Origin of the sequence: uncultured Rikenella sp. (assembly GCF_947628055.1) — a bacterium.
Lineage (GTDB): Bacteria > Bacteroidota > Bacteroidia > Bacteroidales > Rikenellaceae > Rikenella.
This window is the reverse complement of the sequence record NZ_CANQYJ010000058.1, coordinates 1-15,788: the sequence shown is the minus strand read 5'-3', so window position 1 is coordinate 15,788 and position 15,788 is coordinate 1. Positions and strand designations below refer to the sequence as shown.

The 15,788-nt window shown below is 55.3% G+C and carries 12 protein-coding genes and 1 pseudogene; 7 read left to right on the top strand and 6 right to left on the bottom strand.

Annotated features, from left to right (window positions below):
• Both Q0Z93_RS06590 and lysA read left to right on the top strand, forming a co-directional pair.
• Positions 1–716 (top strand): annotated as a pseudogene (locus Q0Z93_RS06590) (hypothetical protein); the annotation flags it as partial.
• 106 nt (positions 717–822) lie between these two features.
• Positions 823–1,992: a diaminopimelate decarboxylase gene (gene lysA / locus Q0Z93_RS06585; protein ID WP_298064013.1), complete on the top strand. Its 1,170-nt coding sequence runs from the start codon at positions 823–825 to the stop codon at positions 1,990–1,992.
• 432 nt (positions 1,993–2,424) lie between these two features.
• On the opposite strand, the gene groL is transcribed toward lysA, so the two are convergent.
• The 3 genes from groL to Q0Z93_RS06570 all read right to left on the bottom strand — a co-directional run bounded on the left by groL (position 2,425) and on the right by Q0Z93_RS06570 (position 6,621).
• Positions 2,425–4,059, bottom strand: coding sequence for a chaperonin GroEL (gene groL / locus Q0Z93_RS06580; protein WP_298064009.1), 1,635 nt, complete (start codon positions 4,057–4,059; stop codon positions 2,425–2,427).
• Between the two features lie 397 nt (positions 4,060–4,456).
• The gene (locus Q0Z93_RS06575) at positions 4,457–4,726 is read right to left on the bottom strand and encodes a co-chaperone GroES (RefSeq protein ID WP_298064006.1); all 270 of its coding nucleotides are present in this window, start codon (positions 4,724–4,726) and stop codon (positions 4,457–4,459) included.
• Between the two features lie 158 nt (positions 4,727–4,884).
• A complete protein-coding gene (locus Q0Z93_RS06570) occupies positions 4,885–6,621 on the bottom strand; it encodes a DEAD/DEAH box helicase (protein WP_298064003.1) in 1,737 nt (578 codons plus the stop codon).
• A 413-nt stretch (positions 6,622–7,034) separates the two neighbouring features.
• Between Q0Z93_RS06570 and Q0Z93_RS06565 the strand changes: the two genes are divergently transcribed.
• Positions 7,035–8,498: an alpha-amylase gene (locus Q0Z93_RS06565; protein ID WP_298064001.1), complete on the top strand. Its 1,464-nt coding sequence runs from the start codon at positions 7,035–7,037 to the stop codon at positions 8,496–8,498.
• Positions 8,499–8,810: 312 nt separating this feature from the next.
• Positions 8,811–9,245 (top strand): PepSY-like domain-containing protein, encoded by a 435-nt coding sequence (locus Q0Z93_RS06560; RefSeq protein ID WP_298063997.1) that lies wholly within the window; start codon positions 8,811–8,813, stop codon positions 9,243–9,245.
• A gap of 378 nt (positions 9,246–9,623) precedes the next feature.
• Here the strand turns inward: Q0Z93_RS06560 and Q0Z93_RS06555 are convergent, their stop codons facing one another.
• Positions 9,624–10,703, bottom strand: a complete 1,080-nt coding sequence (locus Q0Z93_RS06555; protein WP_298063993.1) for a BF3164 family lipoprotein — start codon at positions 10,701–10,703, stop codon at positions 9,624–9,626.
• A 120-nt stretch (positions 10,704–10,823) separates the two neighbouring features.
• Positions 10,824–11,087 (bottom strand): NVEALA domain-containing protein, encoded by a 264-nt coding sequence (locus Q0Z93_RS06550; RefSeq protein ID WP_298063990.1) that lies wholly within the window; start codon positions 11,085–11,087, stop codon positions 10,824–10,826.
• A gap of 282 nt (positions 11,088–11,369) precedes the next feature.
• On the opposite strand from Q0Z93_RS06550, the gene feoB reads away from it, so the two are divergent.
• Together feoB and Q0Z93_RS06540 are read left to right on the top strand one after the other, a co-directional pair.
• Positions 11,370–13,610: a ferrous iron transport protein B gene (gene feoB / locus Q0Z93_RS06545; RefSeq protein ID WP_298063988.1), complete on the top strand. Its 2,241-nt coding sequence runs from the start codon at positions 11,370–11,372 to the stop codon at positions 13,608–13,610.
• On the top strand, positions 13,607–13,858 hold the full coding sequence (locus Q0Z93_RS06540; protein ID WP_298063984.1) for a nucleoside recognition domain-containing protein: 252 nt from the start codon (positions 13,607–13,609) through the stop codon (positions 13,856–13,858). Before feoB ends, Q0Z93_RS06540 begins: the two co-directional genes overlap by 4 nt.
• Before the next feature lie 910 nt (positions 13,859–14,768).
• On the opposite strand, the gene Q0Z93_RS06535 is transcribed toward Q0Z93_RS06540, so the two are convergent.
• Complete coding sequence (locus Q0Z93_RS06535; RefSeq protein WP_298063980.1) at positions 14,769–15,347, bottom strand: recombinase family protein; 579 nt, start codon at positions 15,345–15,347, stop codon at positions 14,769–14,771.
• A gap of 249 nt (positions 15,348–15,596) precedes the next feature.
• Here Q0Z93_RS06535 and Q0Z93_RS06530 point away from each other — a divergent pair.
• Positions 15,597–15,788 (top strand): hypothetical protein (locus tag Q0Z93_RS06530; RefSeq protein WP_298063978.1); only part of this gene is annotated, 192 nt, incomplete at its 3' end.

Here is a 15,788-nt window from a genome sequence, read left to right as displayed (position 1 = left end):
GGGTGGCCATCGGTTCGGACGAGGTGCAGATCTGGACGGACATCGACGGGATGCACAACAACGATCCGCGGGTGGTGGACAAGACCTTCCCGATCCGCCGGATGAGTTTCGACGAGGCGGCCGAGCTGGCCTATTTCGGGGCGAAGATTCTCCACCCGGCGACGATCCAGCCTTGCAAGGAGGCGGGGATCAACGTGCGGCTCAAGAACAGCATGGAGCCGCAGGCCGAAGGAACGCTGATCTCGGATGCCGAAGATAATGCGATGGATTTTCATGCGATTGCGGCCAAAGACGGGATTACGGTGGTGCGGATCGCGTCGGCGCGGATGCTGATGGCCTACGGGTTCCTGCGCAAGGTGTTCGAGGTGTTCGAGAAGTACCGCACGCCGGTGGACATGATTACCACGTCGGAGGTCGAGGTCTCGCTGACCATCGACTGCACCGGCCATCTGGAGGAGATCATCCGCGAACTCAAACCGTTCTGCACCGTCGAGATCGACCGGGAGAATACGATCGTCTGCATCGTGGGCTGCATCGACGAGCGGCATGCGGGGCTGGCGGCGCGTATTTTCGACGGCATCCGGCAGGTGCCGATCAAAATGATTTCTTACGGAGCCAACCACCGGAGCATGGCGATCTTGGTTTCCACGGAGCATAAAAAGCAGGCGTTGCAGGCGCTGAACGACCACCTGTTCGACTGCGGGTGCGGGAAATAAATTTTTTATTGTCGTTTTCCGCGTCAGCGGCCTCCCTCTGCGAAGACCCGCTCTCCGTTCTTTTCGCAGGCTGCGGAGAGAGCCAGATTGATCAATGAATTGACTTATGCCGAAATACACCGTAACACCCGGCACCCTGGTGCCCTCTACTCCTTTTTATTACTACGACTTCGACCTGCTGCGGCGGACACTGGACGCTGCGACGACCGAGGCGGCGAAATACGGCTACCACATCCATTATGCGATGAAAGCCAATGTCGAACCGCGGATTCTGCGTGAGATACAGTGCGCCGGGTTAGGGGCGGATTGTGTGAGCGGATACGAAGTACAGTGCGCCGTGGAGAACGGATTCCCGCCGGAGAAGATCGTCTTCGCGGGCGTGGGCAAAAGCGACCGCGAGATCGAGGGGGCGATCCGGGCGGGGATTTTCGCTTTCAACTGCGAGTCGCTGCAGGAGTTGGAGGTGATCGACGCGTTGGCGGCCCGATTGGGGCGGAGGGTGAATATTGCCTTGCGGATCAATCCGAACGTGCGGCCGGAGACGCACAAGTATATCTCGACGGGACAGGCGGAGAGCAAGTTCGGAATTTCATACACTGAAATCGATCAGGCTCTGGGCAAATTGCACAGCTTGAACCATATCCGGATCGTGGGGCTGCATTTCCATATCGGGTCGCAGATACGGAACCTCTCGTCGTTCGCGGAGTTGGCGGGGCGGGTCAATGAGATTGCGGCGTGGTTCGCTTCGAGAGGGGTCGAACTGGAACACTTGAATATGGGGGGAGGATTGGGAATCGATTACGAGGATCCGGATGCGGAGCCGGTGCCGGATTTTGCGGGCTATTTCCGGACGTTCCACGAGCATCTGCGGGTTGCGCCGGGGCAGACGGTGCATTTCGAGCTGGGACGTTCGATCGTGGCGCAGTGCGGGGAGCTGATCACGCGGGTGCTGTACACGAAAACCACGGCGGGCGGGGCGAATTTCGCTATTACGGATGCGGGGATGACGGAGTTGATCCGGCCGGCGCTGTATGGGGCGCACCATCGGATCGAGAATCTTACTGCGGGGACTGAAGAGCGGGCGATGGGTTTGTATTCGATTGCGGGGCCGATCTGCGAGTCGTCGGATGTCTTTGCCCGGGACATCGAGTTTCCGGAGTCGCGGCGGGGGGATGTGCTGTCGATCCGTTCGACGGGGGCTTACGGGAGTATCATGGCTTCTAATTACAATATGCGGCCGATCGCACCGAGCCGGTTCAGCGACAAATTAAATTAAAGGCTGAACCCGAACGAAACCCGCTTGTAAAAACCGTTGATTTTACAACTGGGCCGTCTCGACCCTGAATGGAGTGAGTGGCGAGGAAGCCGGAAAGAAAAACAAGCGAAGTATATAGAGAGAACTGTTCTCTCAAACCGGGTGGTGGTTAAACGACAAGGACTTGCTCCCGCGCGATTGGTTGATCCGCCGCCGGCCTTCGTACCCAGGCGCGAGGCCGGAAACGCAGAGCTTTGAATCCGGTTAAGTTTCGGTATCGCCGGCCTGCATCTGCAACTACCGGCGGCATTCCCGTCCGATGTACAGAACGATAACGTAACGCGTCGAGTAATTATTCCCCTATAAGAAAAATCGGGTCGTCTTCGGAAAATTCCGAAGACGACCCGATTTTTCAGGACAGGATAAAATCCCGGGCCGGGAATACCGGACGGTCTACATCATGCCGCCCATTCCTCCCATCCCGCCCGGCACCGCCGGAGCCGGATTTTCCTCCTTGATGTCGGCCAGCACGCATTCCGTGGTCAGGAACATCGAAGCCACCGAAGCGGCGTTTTCGAGTGCCACCCGTGCCACTTTCGTCGGGTCGATGATCCCGGCCTTGAACATATCTTCGTACACATCCGTGCGTGCATTGTATCCGAACGCGCCTGTCCCCTCTTTCACCTTGTTGACCACCACGGAGCCTTCGCCGCCCGCATTGGCCACGATCTGGCGCAACGGTTCTTCGATGGCCCGTTTCACGATATGGATACCCGTCGTTTCATCCTCGTTGTCTCCTTTGAGCTTTTCGAGTGCTTTCGTAGCCCGGATATAGGCCACGCCGCCGCCCGGGATGATCCCTTCGGCCACCGCTGCACGGGTCGCAGCCAGTGCATCGTCCACCCGGTCTTTCTTTTCTTTCATTTCCACTTCGGTAGCCGCCCCCACATAGAGCACCGCTACCCCGCCTGCCAGTTTTGCCAACCGTTCCTGCAGCTTTTCCTTGTCGTAGTCCGAGGTCGAGGCTTCGATCTGTTTCCGAATCTGCGCCACCCGGTTTTTGATCGCATCTTTCTTGCCGGCGCCATTGACAATCGTGGTGTTTTCTTTGGTCAGGGTTACCTTTTCTGCCGACCCGAGCATGTCGATCGTGGCGGCATCCAATTTCAACCCGGTTTCTTCGCTGATCACCGTCCCGCCGGTCAGGATGGCGATGTCCTGCAGCATTTCCTTGCGCCGATCGCCGAAGCCCGGAGCTTTCACTGCCGCAATCTTCAACGTCCCCCGCAATTTATTGAGAACCAAAGAAGAAAGCGCTTCGCCATCGACATCCTCGGCCACCACGAGCAAGGCCCGGCCGCTCTGTGCCACCGGTTCCAGCACCGGCAGCAGCTCTTTCATGGTCGAGATTTTCTTGTCGGTGATCAGGATATACGGCTTTTCCAGATCGGCTTCCATCTTTTCAGGGTCGGTGATGAAGTAGGGCGAAATATACCCGCGGTCGAACTGCATCCCTTCCACTACATCCACGTGCGTTTCCGTCCCTTTGGCTTCTTCGACGGTAATGACTCCTTCTTTCTTGACTTTCCCCATCGCTTCGGCGATCAGTTTCCCGATCGTGGAGTCGTTGTTGGCCGAAATAGTCCCTACCTGTTCGATCTTGCTGATGTCGTCGCCCACTTTCTGGCTCTGCTTTTGCAGGTCGGCCACTACGGCTGCGACTGCTTTGTCGATCCCGCGCTTGAGGTCCATCGGATTGGCGCCGGCGGTCACGTTCTTGATCCCGGTGGTAATGATGGCTTGTGCCAATACGGTCGCGGTGGTCGTCCCGTCCCCTGCGTCGTCGTTGGTCTTCGAGGCGACTTCCTTGACTAACTGTGCCCCCATATTGGCCACGTTGTCTTCGAGTTCCACTTCTTTGGCTACGGTCACGCCGTCCTTGGTCACTTGAGGTGCGCCGAATTTCTTGTCGATCAGCACGTTGCGCCCTTTCGGCCCTAAGGTTACTTTCACTGCGTTGGCCAATGCGTCTACTCCGCCTTTGAGCTGTTCTCTTGCGTCGGTGTCGAATATAATCTGTTTTGCCATGATATTTTTTTGTTTTTTTATCGTTCGTTTATTCTCCGCTTTAGTTGGAGGCAACCGTACCTTTTCTGAAGAAAAGGTACCCAAAAGACTTTCAGATAGCTGCGCTACTCCTTACGCTCCGCAGTCCTCTTTCTTTGAACTCTGTTTTTGTGTCGGGACTTTCCAATGCGGCGCGCATAAGGTAATGCAATCATTAGCGCGCCCATTGAGAAAGCCCGACACAAAACAAAACATTCAAGAACCGGGTACCCGGCAGGTTCAAGAGATGCGTAAGCATCTCAGAAAGTTTTTCTGGTTCTCTTTGTTCACAAAGAGAACAGTTCACTCCGGTCAGGCTGAGAAAAAAACGAACGATGAAATTCAATCAAAAGTTAGTTATGGTAAAGAGACAAAGCGATCAGATGATTGCGAGAATATCGTTTTGTTTCATGATGAGGTAATCCTTGCCATCGACCGTGATTTCCGTTCCGGCATACTTGCCATACAGCACCTGGTCGCCATTCTTGACCTCCATCTTGACCTCGTCCGTACCCGGCCCCACTGCCACGACAGTACCAGCCAGCGGTTTTTCCTTGGCCGTGTCAGGAATGAAAAGTCCCGAAGCGGTTTTCTCTTCAGCCGGTTTCGGCTCGATCACAACACGATCTGCTAACGGTTTGATTTTCATAATTCGTAAAGTTTTTATGTTTTGAATGTTCGTAAAATCGAATTGCGGTTGCAGGACGCATCATATTCTGTGCCAAACGCCGGCCGGGGTCTTTTTATGCCAAAATGACAGCCCGGAGGCTGTCATTTTGAACATGACGGGTGACACGAAAGGCCGGTTCAATGTTTTCTGCGGCTATGATCGCGCGGTTTGGCATAAATACCGCGGCCGCCGCCCCGCTTGTTATAGCCCCCGCGCCCCCCTTTGTCGCCACCCCCGCGGCGGTATTCCCGCGGTCGGTCGGGAACGGCATTCGGGCTCCGGTCGCTGCGCTTGCTCGCCTCTTTGGCGATCTTCACCAGCGGCCGGTCGTCGTTGGCCAGCTCGCGCATCGAGTTGAGCTTCTTCATCGCCGCTTCCGCATCCTGGAACGGAATCGTGGCAAACGAAAAGTCATCCATGCACTTCACATCGTCGATCTTTTGCTGCGGAATGCCGCATTCGCGGTTCAACAGCTCGACGATCATTTTCGGACGATAGCCGTCGCTCTTGCCCAAGCCGATGAAGAGCCGCGACGTTCCGCGCCGATCCACATCAATTCGCCGGATTTCCGGATAATTACTTTCGTCCAGTTCATTCTTGAACGCCAGCCGCATCAGCGCCGCCAAAGCGACCTCGGGATCGAGCTCGGAGAGCAGCTCCCGCGCGATCCCGTCGTAATGCGTATAGGATTCCTCTTCGACGATCTCCGCCAAGTCGTCCTTGATTTTGAGTTTCTTCATCTCCACGATGTCGTGCGCCGTGGGCAGCGTCTCCTTGCGAATCGAAGCCTTCACCTGCCTCTGCATGAACAGGAACTGCCGGTTTTCGGCCGGCGAGATGAACGTGATCGCCGTTCCTTCGTGCCCCGCCCGCCCGGTGCGCCCGATGCGGTGCACGTATGATTCCGGATCCTGCGGCAGCGAGTAGTTGATGACATGCGTCAGGTTCGACACGTCGATCCCGCGCGCCGCCACGTCGGTGGCCACCAGGATATTGACCTGTTTTTTCTTGAATTTGCGGAGTATCTTCTCGCGCTGCGCCTGCGACACGTCGCCGTGCAGCCCCTCGGCCGCATAGCCCCGTTCCAGCAGGTTGCTCGCCAGCTGATCCACCGCCACTTTGGTGCGGCAGAAAACAATGCCGTAGAAATCGTTTTCGACGTCGATGATGCGGGTCAGCGCGTCGAACTTATCGCTCTCGCGCACCTCGAAATAGATCTGGTCGGTCAAGTCGGCAGTCACCTGCTTGTTCTCGACTTTCAAAATCTCGACATCGCGCATGTATTTTTTCGACAACCCGGCGATCCGCTCCGGCATGGTGGCCGAGAAGAGGAATATGCGCCGCTCGTCCGGCGCATAGCTCAGGATTTCGTCCACGTCGTCGATAAAGCCCATGTCGAGCATCTCGTCGGCCTCGTCCAGCACCAGCCATTTTAGGCCCGAGAGGTCGAGGGTCTCGCGCCGCAGGTGGTCGAGGATGCGTCCCGGAGTTCCCACCACGACATCCACGCCGCTGCGCAGCCGCCGCAGCTGCTCGTTCATGGCGGCCCCTCCGTAAATCGGGGTCACTCGCAAATCCCCTTTGCGGAACGACTGGATCTCGTCGTTGACCTGGATGGCCAGTTCGCGGGTCGGGGTCAGAACCAGTGCCTGCACGCTTTTCTTTTCCGGCACGAGCAGTTCCACGATCGGCAGGCCGAATGCGGCGGTTTTGCCGGTTCCGGTCTGTGCCTGAGCGATAATGTCGTTGTGGTTTCGGAGCATCACCGGAATGGTGAGCCGCTGGATGGGCGACGGGGTCTCGAAACCTTTGGCCGCCAATGCTTCGAGCGTACGGTCGGAAAGACCGAGCGCCTTGAATTCTTCTAAGATCATTCTTGTTTCCTGAATCTGTTAATTTTCGTGCAGTGCCGCACTTGCCCGCCCGTGCGCATCGCGCGCCTGGCCTTTCCCCATAAACACGGACGAGGCCGGATGGCAAACGGTGAAACCATCCAAACTTTTCCAGCCATCGAAAATCCGAACAGTTTCAAAAACGGGGCAAAGGTACGCTAATTATTCGTACTTCCACCCCGGATACTCTTTTTAACAACGAAACGGTTCTTGCCCTTCGGGACAAGAACCGCCGCCCGGCCGCGGCCCTTGGAACGGAAAAAATAAAGACCGGTCACCCCCAGATGAAGGTACAGAATACTGCCCCCTCTCCGCCTGGGGGCGGTTTTGGTTCAATAATTGCATTTAGGGGAACGCGAAAGGTATGTATGATAATGAATCTAATGTAAGAAATTATGGAAAACGGAGTGATGATGCAGTATTTCGAATGGAATCTGCCCAATGACGGAAAATTATGGAAGAAACTGAAAGAAGATGCCCGTCACCTGCGCGACATCGGGGTGACGGCCGTATGGATTCCGCCGGCATACAAAGCCGACGAGCAGGCGGACGAGGGTTATGCGACTTACGACCTGTACGACCTCGGAGAATTCAATCAGAAAGGCACCGTCCGCACCAAGTACGGCACCAAGCAGGAGCTGCAGGAAGCCATCGGGGAGCTGCACAAGAACGGTATCCAGGTCTATCTGGACGCGGTGATGAACCACAAATGCGGTGCCGACTACAAAGAGAGATTCCCGGTCGTGGAGGTCGATTCCGGCGACCGGACAAAGACCACAGGCGACACATTCGAGGTCGAGGCTTACACCGGTTACGACTTCAAAGGCCGTAACGACAAATATTCCGACTTCAAATACCACTGGTACCACTTTTCGGGGATCAGCCTGCCGCAGAATCCGGATCAGGTCGACCACATCTACCGGATCGTGGGCGAAGGGAAGTCATGGAGCGAGGGGGTGGACGGCGAGAACGGCAATTACGACTACCTGTTGGGCAACGACCTCGATCTGGACCACCCGGAGGTGATTCAAGACCTGCTCCACTGGGGCATGTGGGTGGCCGAGGAGCTGGATCTGGACGGAGTGAGGCTCGACGCGATCAAACACATGAAAGGCCTGTTCATCAAACAGTTTCTCGAAACGGTGCGGGCCAGCCGCAAAGGGCGGTTCTTCGCCGTGGGCGAATACTGGAACAACGACTTCGATGCGCTGGAGAACTACCTCAACGGGGTGGGTAAAGAATTGAATCTTTTCGACGTGCCGCTGCACTTCAAGCTCCATCAGGCCTCCCAGGAAGGCCGCGACTTCGACTTGACGAACATGCCGGACGACACGCTGGTGTCCCGCTATCCGATGAACGCCGTGACCTTCGTGGACAACCACGACTCGCAGCACGGCAGCTCGCTGGAATCCCAGGTCAAGGACTGGTTCAAGCCGCTGGCTTACGGACTGATCCTGTTGATGGAAAAGGGATACCCCTGCGTTTTCTACGGCGACTATTACGGCGTCGGGGGCAAAGAGTCGCCCCACCGGCTGATCCTCGACATCCTGCTCGACGCCCGGCGCAGGTATGCCTACGGACAGCAGGATTACTATTTCGACCACCCGAACACCGTGGGCCTGGTTCGCCGGGGCGACGACGAGCATCCCGGCTCGGGGCTGGCGCTGCTGCTCTCCAACGGCGAGGACGGCGAGAAAGAGATGTTCGTCGGCGAAGAGCGCCAGGGAGAGATATGGCACGAAATCACGGGCAGCATCGACGAGCCGGTGACCATCGGCGAGGACGGGAAAGCGCTGTTCCGCGTGCAAGGCGGCAAAATGGCCGTCTGGGTCAAGAAACCGGACGGGGCTGCGGAATAGATTTGCCGCGAAAAGCGGAATGGATTCGCCGCGAAAAAGCGAAAAAACGAAGGGGGAGGCGTGCGATACGCCTTCCCCCTTCGTTTCTAACCCCGGGCTGCTTATCCGAGCCGGCAGACGACCGCCTCGAACGGCCGCAGTGCAATCCCGTCGCTGGAGTCGGTTCCGTTTCCCGGCCGGAACCGCCGCCGCCGAATCTCCCGGGGCGTTTTTCAAAAAAAGAGATTATTTTTCGGCCCCGGGAAAAGTTTGGTACACCCTTTGCGATAGACGTTACCGCCAACTTATTATCAACTTAATATTTTTTAAATTATGAAAAAAGTATTTTTAGCTCTGGCTTTCGCAGCCGGAACCCTCTTCGCCACCGCTGCTCCGCAGAACGTTTCGTTGGACAAGCTGCCGCAGAACTCTCAGGAACTGCTTAAGAGCGACTTCTCGAAAGAAGCGGTGAAAAACATCCACATGGATCGCGAATCGTCCTGGGACAAATATACAGTCTACTTCACCAGCGGCAATACGGTCTCGTTTGCAGGCGGCAGCGGAGACTGGTCGAAAATCGACATGAAAGTGGGTTCGGTTCCGTCGAACTTGATTCCGGTGAAAATCAATTCCAATGTGAAAAACAACTATCCGGGCAATCTGATCAAAATGATCATGAAGACCAACGACGGCTACCAGGTAAAACTCTCGGGCGGCGTGACGGTCATGTACGACCAGGACGGCAATGTAGCTATGGCGACTCGCTAAGGGCTGCGGTTCCCGATATGAAGAGGTCAGGAATTCCTGACCTCTTTTTTTATTGCCGGATCCGTTGTTTCCGGCAAAGACAGAAAACCGTTCAGAAGTTTTCGATTTTCAGCCGGTTCCCTATTCATAGGGATAGCGAGGGCGGCTTATCCCCACAAAAGGGGATAGCTCCGAGACCGGGAACCCGCTAAATTTGCCGACCTCAAAGCAAGAATCCCGCACTTTACGCCTGCCCGGGCGATTGGAAAAGGTTCTTATCTTTACGTTCCGTCTAAGATAAGATACGCCTCGGCGATCCAAACTTGTTCGATTGCTCCCGGCGCCGGACACAGATTTCGGCACAGCGGCCGGTGGGGGTATCTCCACGGGAAGTGCGAATTACTCCATCTTCGGCAACGCGAAGCGCAGGATACGCTGGTCGCTGGTTTCCGGATCGATCAATGCTGCATATAGAAATTGATCCTGAGGATCCGTACCGATCATGGCCACAGGAACGTCCAAAATAAATCGCCGCACCGGATTACCTTCCCAGTCATACACCCATATCTCATCGGAATAGGTGGCTGGATATCCTTTGTATTCGAGGATATGCCCGAAATCTCCATATTTGATCAAATGCTTGAACAGATAAATATAATCTTCTGTGACAGCGGCCAGAAACCCCATCGAATTCTCATCGTCGTACCGGATATTGATCCCGTCCTCCCTGAGCGTAAAAGTCGGAGGGGTATTGAGTATACTTTTCTTTCGGGTAATCGAGTCGCCCTCAACGTTGAATATGGTGACCCAGTCTCCGAAATAGGCTACGCTGACATAGCGGTCTTCTCCGGGGCGGCGGTATAGCTGCACTTTATAGGCCATTGATTTCGACAGGTTGGAACATTCGCTTTCACGCTCAGGAAAGGGCGAGTTGGTCCCCGTAAAAATCGAGTCGCCCACGGTGAACCGTTCGTACAGATAATCCAGGCCTCCGGTTGAGGAGGGCAGAATGTATCCATTTTTGCCGAGAGGGCGGACCATTCCCAGGTAACTATTCGTACGTGGATAGTTGAAAGTTTTCCAACTGTGTGGATTGAGAATACTGTCCGGGTGTTTGTCCGAGATGAAAAAATGGGTATTATAGCCGTTCGGTGCGATGAGTAGCGAACCGTCATCCCGCACGGTGAGGTACGCTCGGCTTAGTACTTCCTTGGGGCCTTTCCCGTTCCTGATGAAATTTCCCATCCGGATCAGGCTGTCGCCTTTTAGTTCATATAGATTCCATAATTGGTCATCTATTCCTGGCTGGCTGAGGCATACATACCGATTGTCCAAGGCGACAAATTCCGAAACGTGGAGCAAAGTTGAGTCGGATGAGAGCGGATGCAATTCGGTCGAGCTGAGCGTATCGGTTTTTCCTGTCCAGTCCGGTAGGGGTTGCTCGTCCGTTCCAGAGGAGCATCCGTATAAACCTGCCACAGCTAACAAAAGGGGTAGAATGTAACTTTTCATGTCAACTCGGAATTATATTTAGAATCAGGGCGCTATTATTTTGGGATAGCAAAATAATAGCGCCCTTCTCATTTCAGAAACTACTTGTTAGTTGTTTCTTGCGGCGTAATTTTCGAAAACTTCCAGATGTCCAACACCATCACCCGTGTGCGTAATGATTGCACAATCATATCCGTCACTTGGGAAACAGTCTGAAGCTGAGCGAGCAAAGGTTTCGATGTTGGCCATGGCCTCAATGTTCAGCAACATAAGATCGGAAAGCCGTTCACGTTGGGTCATATTCACAACCGTGATGACCCCTGCTGACAGGGCGATTGCTGCGCCGACAGGCAAAAAAAGTTTTTTTCTCATATTAAGTAATTTTAATACGACAAAAGTATGCATTTATTTTATTTATATAGTCATGTGTTAAAAAATATTTACGTCCTTATGACCAAAATCCTCTCCCTGAAAATGGGGATATCGCAGTTGGTTTATCCCTAATTAGCGGGGGATAGCCCGACGTCGCAGAGATCGCAACCTTTGCGTGCTAAAGGGCGAAAATCGTTATCTTTACGTCCGTCTAAGATAAGATACGCCTCGGTAATCCATTATGCCCGGCTTTCATTATCTTTGCTCTCCGCAAACACTACTATGGAAAACGAGACACAGAATCCGCGCCGGCTGTCGGAGCTTTCCACCTCCGAGAGCGGCGTGATTACGAAAGTACTCGGCCACGGATCGTTCCGCAAGCGCATCACCGAGATGGGCTTCATCCGAGGTAAGCAGGTGACAGTCATCAAGAATGCCCCTTTTATGGATCCAGTCGAGTACGAAATCATGGGGTACCACATCGCCTTGCGGCGCAGCGAGGCCGACCTGATCGAAGTGACAACCGCGGACGAAGCGATAGGCAGGCCCTCGGTGCCGGTGATCCTGGAGGACGAGACGGCCAACCGTTTTCTGCACGAAGCGGGGCGGACGATCAACGTGGCGCTGGTCGGCAACCCCAACTGCGGCAAGACCTCGCTTTTCAACTTAGCCAGCGGCTCGCACGAACGGGTCGGAAATTACAGCGGCGTGACAGTCGAGGCCAAGGAGGCGACCGCGCACCACGACGGCTATACGCTGCAACTCGCCGACCTGCCCGGCACCTACTCCATTACGGAATACACCCCCGAAGAGCTGTACGTGCGGCGGCACATTCTGGAGCGAATGCCGGACGTGGTCATCAACGTGGTGGACGCTTCCAATCTGGAACGGAATCTGTTCCTGACCACCCAGCTGATCGACATGAACCTCAAGGTGGTGATCGCGCTCAATATGTACGACGAGCTGGCGGCCAGCGGCGCACGGTTCGACTACGAAGCGCTGGGGCGGATGATCGGGATTCCGATCGTGCCGACGGTGGCTTCCCGGGGCGAGGGGATCGACCGGCTGTTCGACCGCGTGATCGCCGTCTTCGAGGACAACGAACCGACGGTGCGGCACATCCATATCAACTACGGCGAGGATATAGAACGCAGTATCCTTTCGCTTCAGAATCTGATCTGGCAGAATTGCGACATCGTGGCGCATTACTCCTCGCGCTATCTGGCGATCAAGCTATTGGAGGGGGATCGGGACACGCTGTCGCTGCTGCGCGGAGCGGTCAATTTCGGAGAAATCGAAGAAGCGGTGGAACGCGAGACGGCCCGGTTGGAGAGATTCTACAACGACAAGGCGGAGACGGTGATCGCCAATGCCCGTTACGGTTTCATCGCCGGAGCTTTGGGCGAGACTTTCACGCCCGGCACGACGGACAAGAACCGCAAGGCGACCCGGATAGACCACATCATGACGCACAAAGTGTGGGGATTCCCGATCTTCCTGCTGCTGATGTGGGTGATGTTTCAAGCTACTTTCTCGTTAGGCGAGATCCCGGCGAGGTGGATGGAGAGCGGTGTGGAATGGCTCGGCGAATGGGTGTCGGGGATCATGCCGGAGGGCGCCCTGCGCGACCTGCTGGTGGACGGGGTGATCGGCGGGGTCGGCGGGGTGATTGTCTTTCTGCCGAACATTCTGATTCTGTTTTTCTTCATCTCCCTGATGGAGGACACGGGCTATATGGCGCGGACGGCGTTCCTGATGGACCGGTTCATGCACCGCATCGGACTGCACGGCAAGTCGTTCATTCCGCTCTTGATGGGATTCGGGTGCAATGTGCCGGCGATCATGGCCACCCGGACGCTGGAGAGCCGGAAAGACCGCATACTGACGATGCTCATTGTTCCGTTTATGTCCTGTTCGGCGCGGCTGCCGGTCTATGTGCTGCTGATCTCGGCCTTTTTCCCACGGGGGCAGGGGTTGGTGCTGATGTCGATCTACCTGATCGGGATACTGGTTGCCATCCTGTCGTCGCTGGCGCTCAAGCGCATTCTGTTCTACAAGGAGGAAGCTCCGTTCGTGATGGAGCTGCCTCCGTACCGCATCCCTACGGGACGCAGCGTGGTGCGGCACATGTGGAACAAAGGATCGCAGTATTTGCGGAAAATGGGGACGGTGATCCTGCTGGCGTCGGTGCTGATCTGGGCGCTGGGACACTATCCGCGGCCTGCGGAAAGGGATATGTCGGCGGCGGCAGCGGCGGAGTGGCAGGCCGAAAATTCCTATATCGGCCGTCTAGGGCATGCCATCGAACCGGCGATCCGGCCGTTGGGATTCGACTGGAAAATCGGGATGAGTCTTTTGAGCGGTCTGGCAGCTAAGGAGATCGTGGTGAGTACGATGGCGGTGCTGAACAATCCGGCGGAAGGGGCGGATTCCGTTTTACTGGCGGGGGGGCGCTGCGGGCGGAGGAGGCTTCGGCGGCGTTGGCCGACCCGGTGGACGGAGAGGCGGTGGACGGAGCTTTGATACGCAGTTTGCAGGCCCAGCGTTATGTGTCGGGGCCGCGGGCGGGGCAGCTGGTTTATACACCGCTGGTGGCCTATGGGATGATGATTTTCATTTTGCTTTATTTCCCGTGCGTGGCGACTATAGCGGCGATCCGAAAGGAGGCGGGGTGGAAATGGGCGATGTTCACGGTTTTCTATACTACGGGTCTGGCGTGGTTGGTTTCTTTCGCGGTCTACCAGATCGGATCGCGTGTTTTCGGAGGGTAGGAGAATGGATCAGGATATGGTCGTACTGATTGTCGTGGGTCTCTGTATCGCTTTTGCGGTGTGGGGTATGGTGCGGCGTCTGCGAGGGAAGGGGGGTGGCTGCGGTTGCGGGTGCACCGACGGTTCGGGTCGCCGTTCCGACGGTTGCAGCGGCTGTTCTTCGGATCGCCGCAGCTTTTCGGATCACTGCTGCGGCAAGTAATCCCGGCGAAAGTTTTTTGCTTGTACTCTGTCGGGTAAACCTGCCTTACTGTCACGAGTGACATTTGTCGTTCTGCCATGTGCCGTGTCTGCGGCGCGGGCATAACCGTAGGTTTTGTATACACGGCTTTCGCTCGCCCCGGAGCCAGCGGAGGTGCAAACGAGTTTAGCGAGTTGCGCCCCTCCGCCGGGGGTGGCTCCGGGGCGTCATCGGGAGATCACGGCCGAACCATCTCCCGAAAGTGGGTAGACACGGCAGACCCGAAAGTGCCGCGTTTGAGGGTGCGCAAAGTATAAACTTTGCGAATCCCCAACCGACTTTCGGTGACTTCTTTGCTTCCTTTGACCTACGGTCTTCCTCGCGCTACCTCGGCATAGCCCGCAAGCGGCCTCTGCTCTCGAAACGCTGCTCGGTTGTGAACAAAGAGAACCAGAAAAACTCACAGCACAGTGCAAATAAACAGTACGATTTTTACAACGGCTTCCGTGTTGGTCGGACGCTTCCCTACGAGAGGCCCGGTGCCGACCGGCACCGGGCACGCGCCGGGCTGGAACTACCACGGCCCCGCTGGCCCCGGCCCGTGCGAAAGCCGTGCGTAAAAAGCAGACCTCGTCAAAAACCGCAAACATCTTTTGACGAGGCACGCGAGAAAACGAAGTTAAAAAGCGATAGTTCCCTCCAACCCTGGGAACGGGTATGGAACAGCGGTCAGTTTTTGCTGTTGCCCTTCGGCTTGCGTCCTTTGGGCCGCCGAATGACCTGAACGCCCTGACGCTCCAGATGCCGGTAGAATGTCCGTTCATTCAGTTTGACCGTTTTGCAAATCTCGCTCACCGACAAGTGATTCGCCGTGCTGTACATCCGCAGCGCAGCCCCCAGCTTCTGTATGATTTCGTGCCTCGGCCCTTTGGGTCTTCCCGCCGGCCGGATGTTTTCCTGCTTTTCCCGTATCTGTTTATTCGCCGTTCGGGCAATCGCAGCCGATTTTTTCGGATCGCTGGTATTGAAATCAAACCAAGGCTCGTTCAACGAACGGAGTGCCGCCCCCTTCTTCTCCAGCTTTTCGATCAGTTCAGACAACTTCGCCTTGTTGGGGAAAATATCCGTCACTTGCGGGACAACCAGCATATCGCCTTTGCGAAGCGCATTGAGCAGCCGGTTCAGCTCTTTATAGCCGCCGAACTCGAAAAATATATTGCCGCTCGTGGCACCCGCCTCGATCAAAGCCGATATTTTCTCCTGCGCATTATTTTTTCCAGGCTCCAGCCTGAAATATCCCCGTATCATCCGCTGTCTGTGTTTGATGAAGTAATCTTAAGTGAATCAGGTTATTACAAAGTGTCAGCGTTCAATTAACCGTTCGTTTAAATGCAAATGACGGTACAAATATATGCAATTAAAATGCAACCACCAAATAAAATTACCCTAAATGACCTTTTTCTCAGGGAAATACTTCTGTCATATATATATGTCAAAAAGGGAAATATCCCCTTGTATTTTTTACTGTCGGAACTATCTGAATAACCGAACGTTTAATTGAAAGGTTTGTTGATGCAAATAGTTGATTTACAATTAGCTATGGAACAAAGAAAATTAAAGGCCAAGATCGGGTGCTATGGAGTGATAGGGGCTTTGTTTTTGACAGTATTAAGCTGTCAGCGCCATGCGTCGGAAGAATTTTCGGAAGGACTTTTTGCAGTACGGTTTCAGAGCGGGAACACCGTGGAG

Excerpts from the sequence above, each read along its gene's own strand:
- Q0Z93_RS06550 (WP_298063990.1), bottom strand. The coding sequence starts at position 11,087 with ATGAGAAAAAAACTTTTTTTGCCTGTCGGCGCAGCAATCGCCCTGTCA.
- groL (WP_298064009.1), bottom strand. The coding sequence starts at position 4,059 with ATGGCAAAACAGATTATATTCGACACCGACGCAAGAGAACAGCTCAAA.
- Q0Z93_RS06575 (WP_298064006.1), bottom strand. The coding sequence starts at position 4,726 with ATGAAAATCAAACCGTTAGCAGATCGTGTTGTGATCGAGCCGAAACCG.
- lysA (WP_298064013.1), top strand. The coding sequence starts at position 823 with ATGCCGAAATACACCGTAACACCCGGCACCCTGGTGCCCTCTACTCCT.
- Q0Z93_RS06560 (WP_298063997.1), top strand. The coding sequence starts at position 8,811 with ATGAAAAAAGTATTTTTAGCTCTGGCTTTCGCAGCCGGAACCCTCTTC.
- Q0Z93_RS06535 (WP_298063980.1), bottom strand. The coding sequence starts at position 15,347 with ATGATACGGGGATATTTCAGGCTGGAGCCTGGAAAAAATAATGCGCAG.
- Q0Z93_RS06570 (WP_298064003.1), bottom strand. The coding sequence starts at position 6,621 with ATGATCTTAGAAGAATTCAAGGCGCTCGGTCTTTCCGACCGTACGCTC.
- feoB (WP_298063988.1), top strand. The coding sequence starts at position 11,370 with ATGGAAAACGAGACACAGAATCCGCGCCGGCTGTCGGAGCTTTCCACC.
- Q0Z93_RS06565 (WP_298064001.1), top strand. The coding sequence starts at position 7,035 with ATGGAAAACGGAGTGATGATGCAGTATTTCGAATGGAATCTGCCCAAT.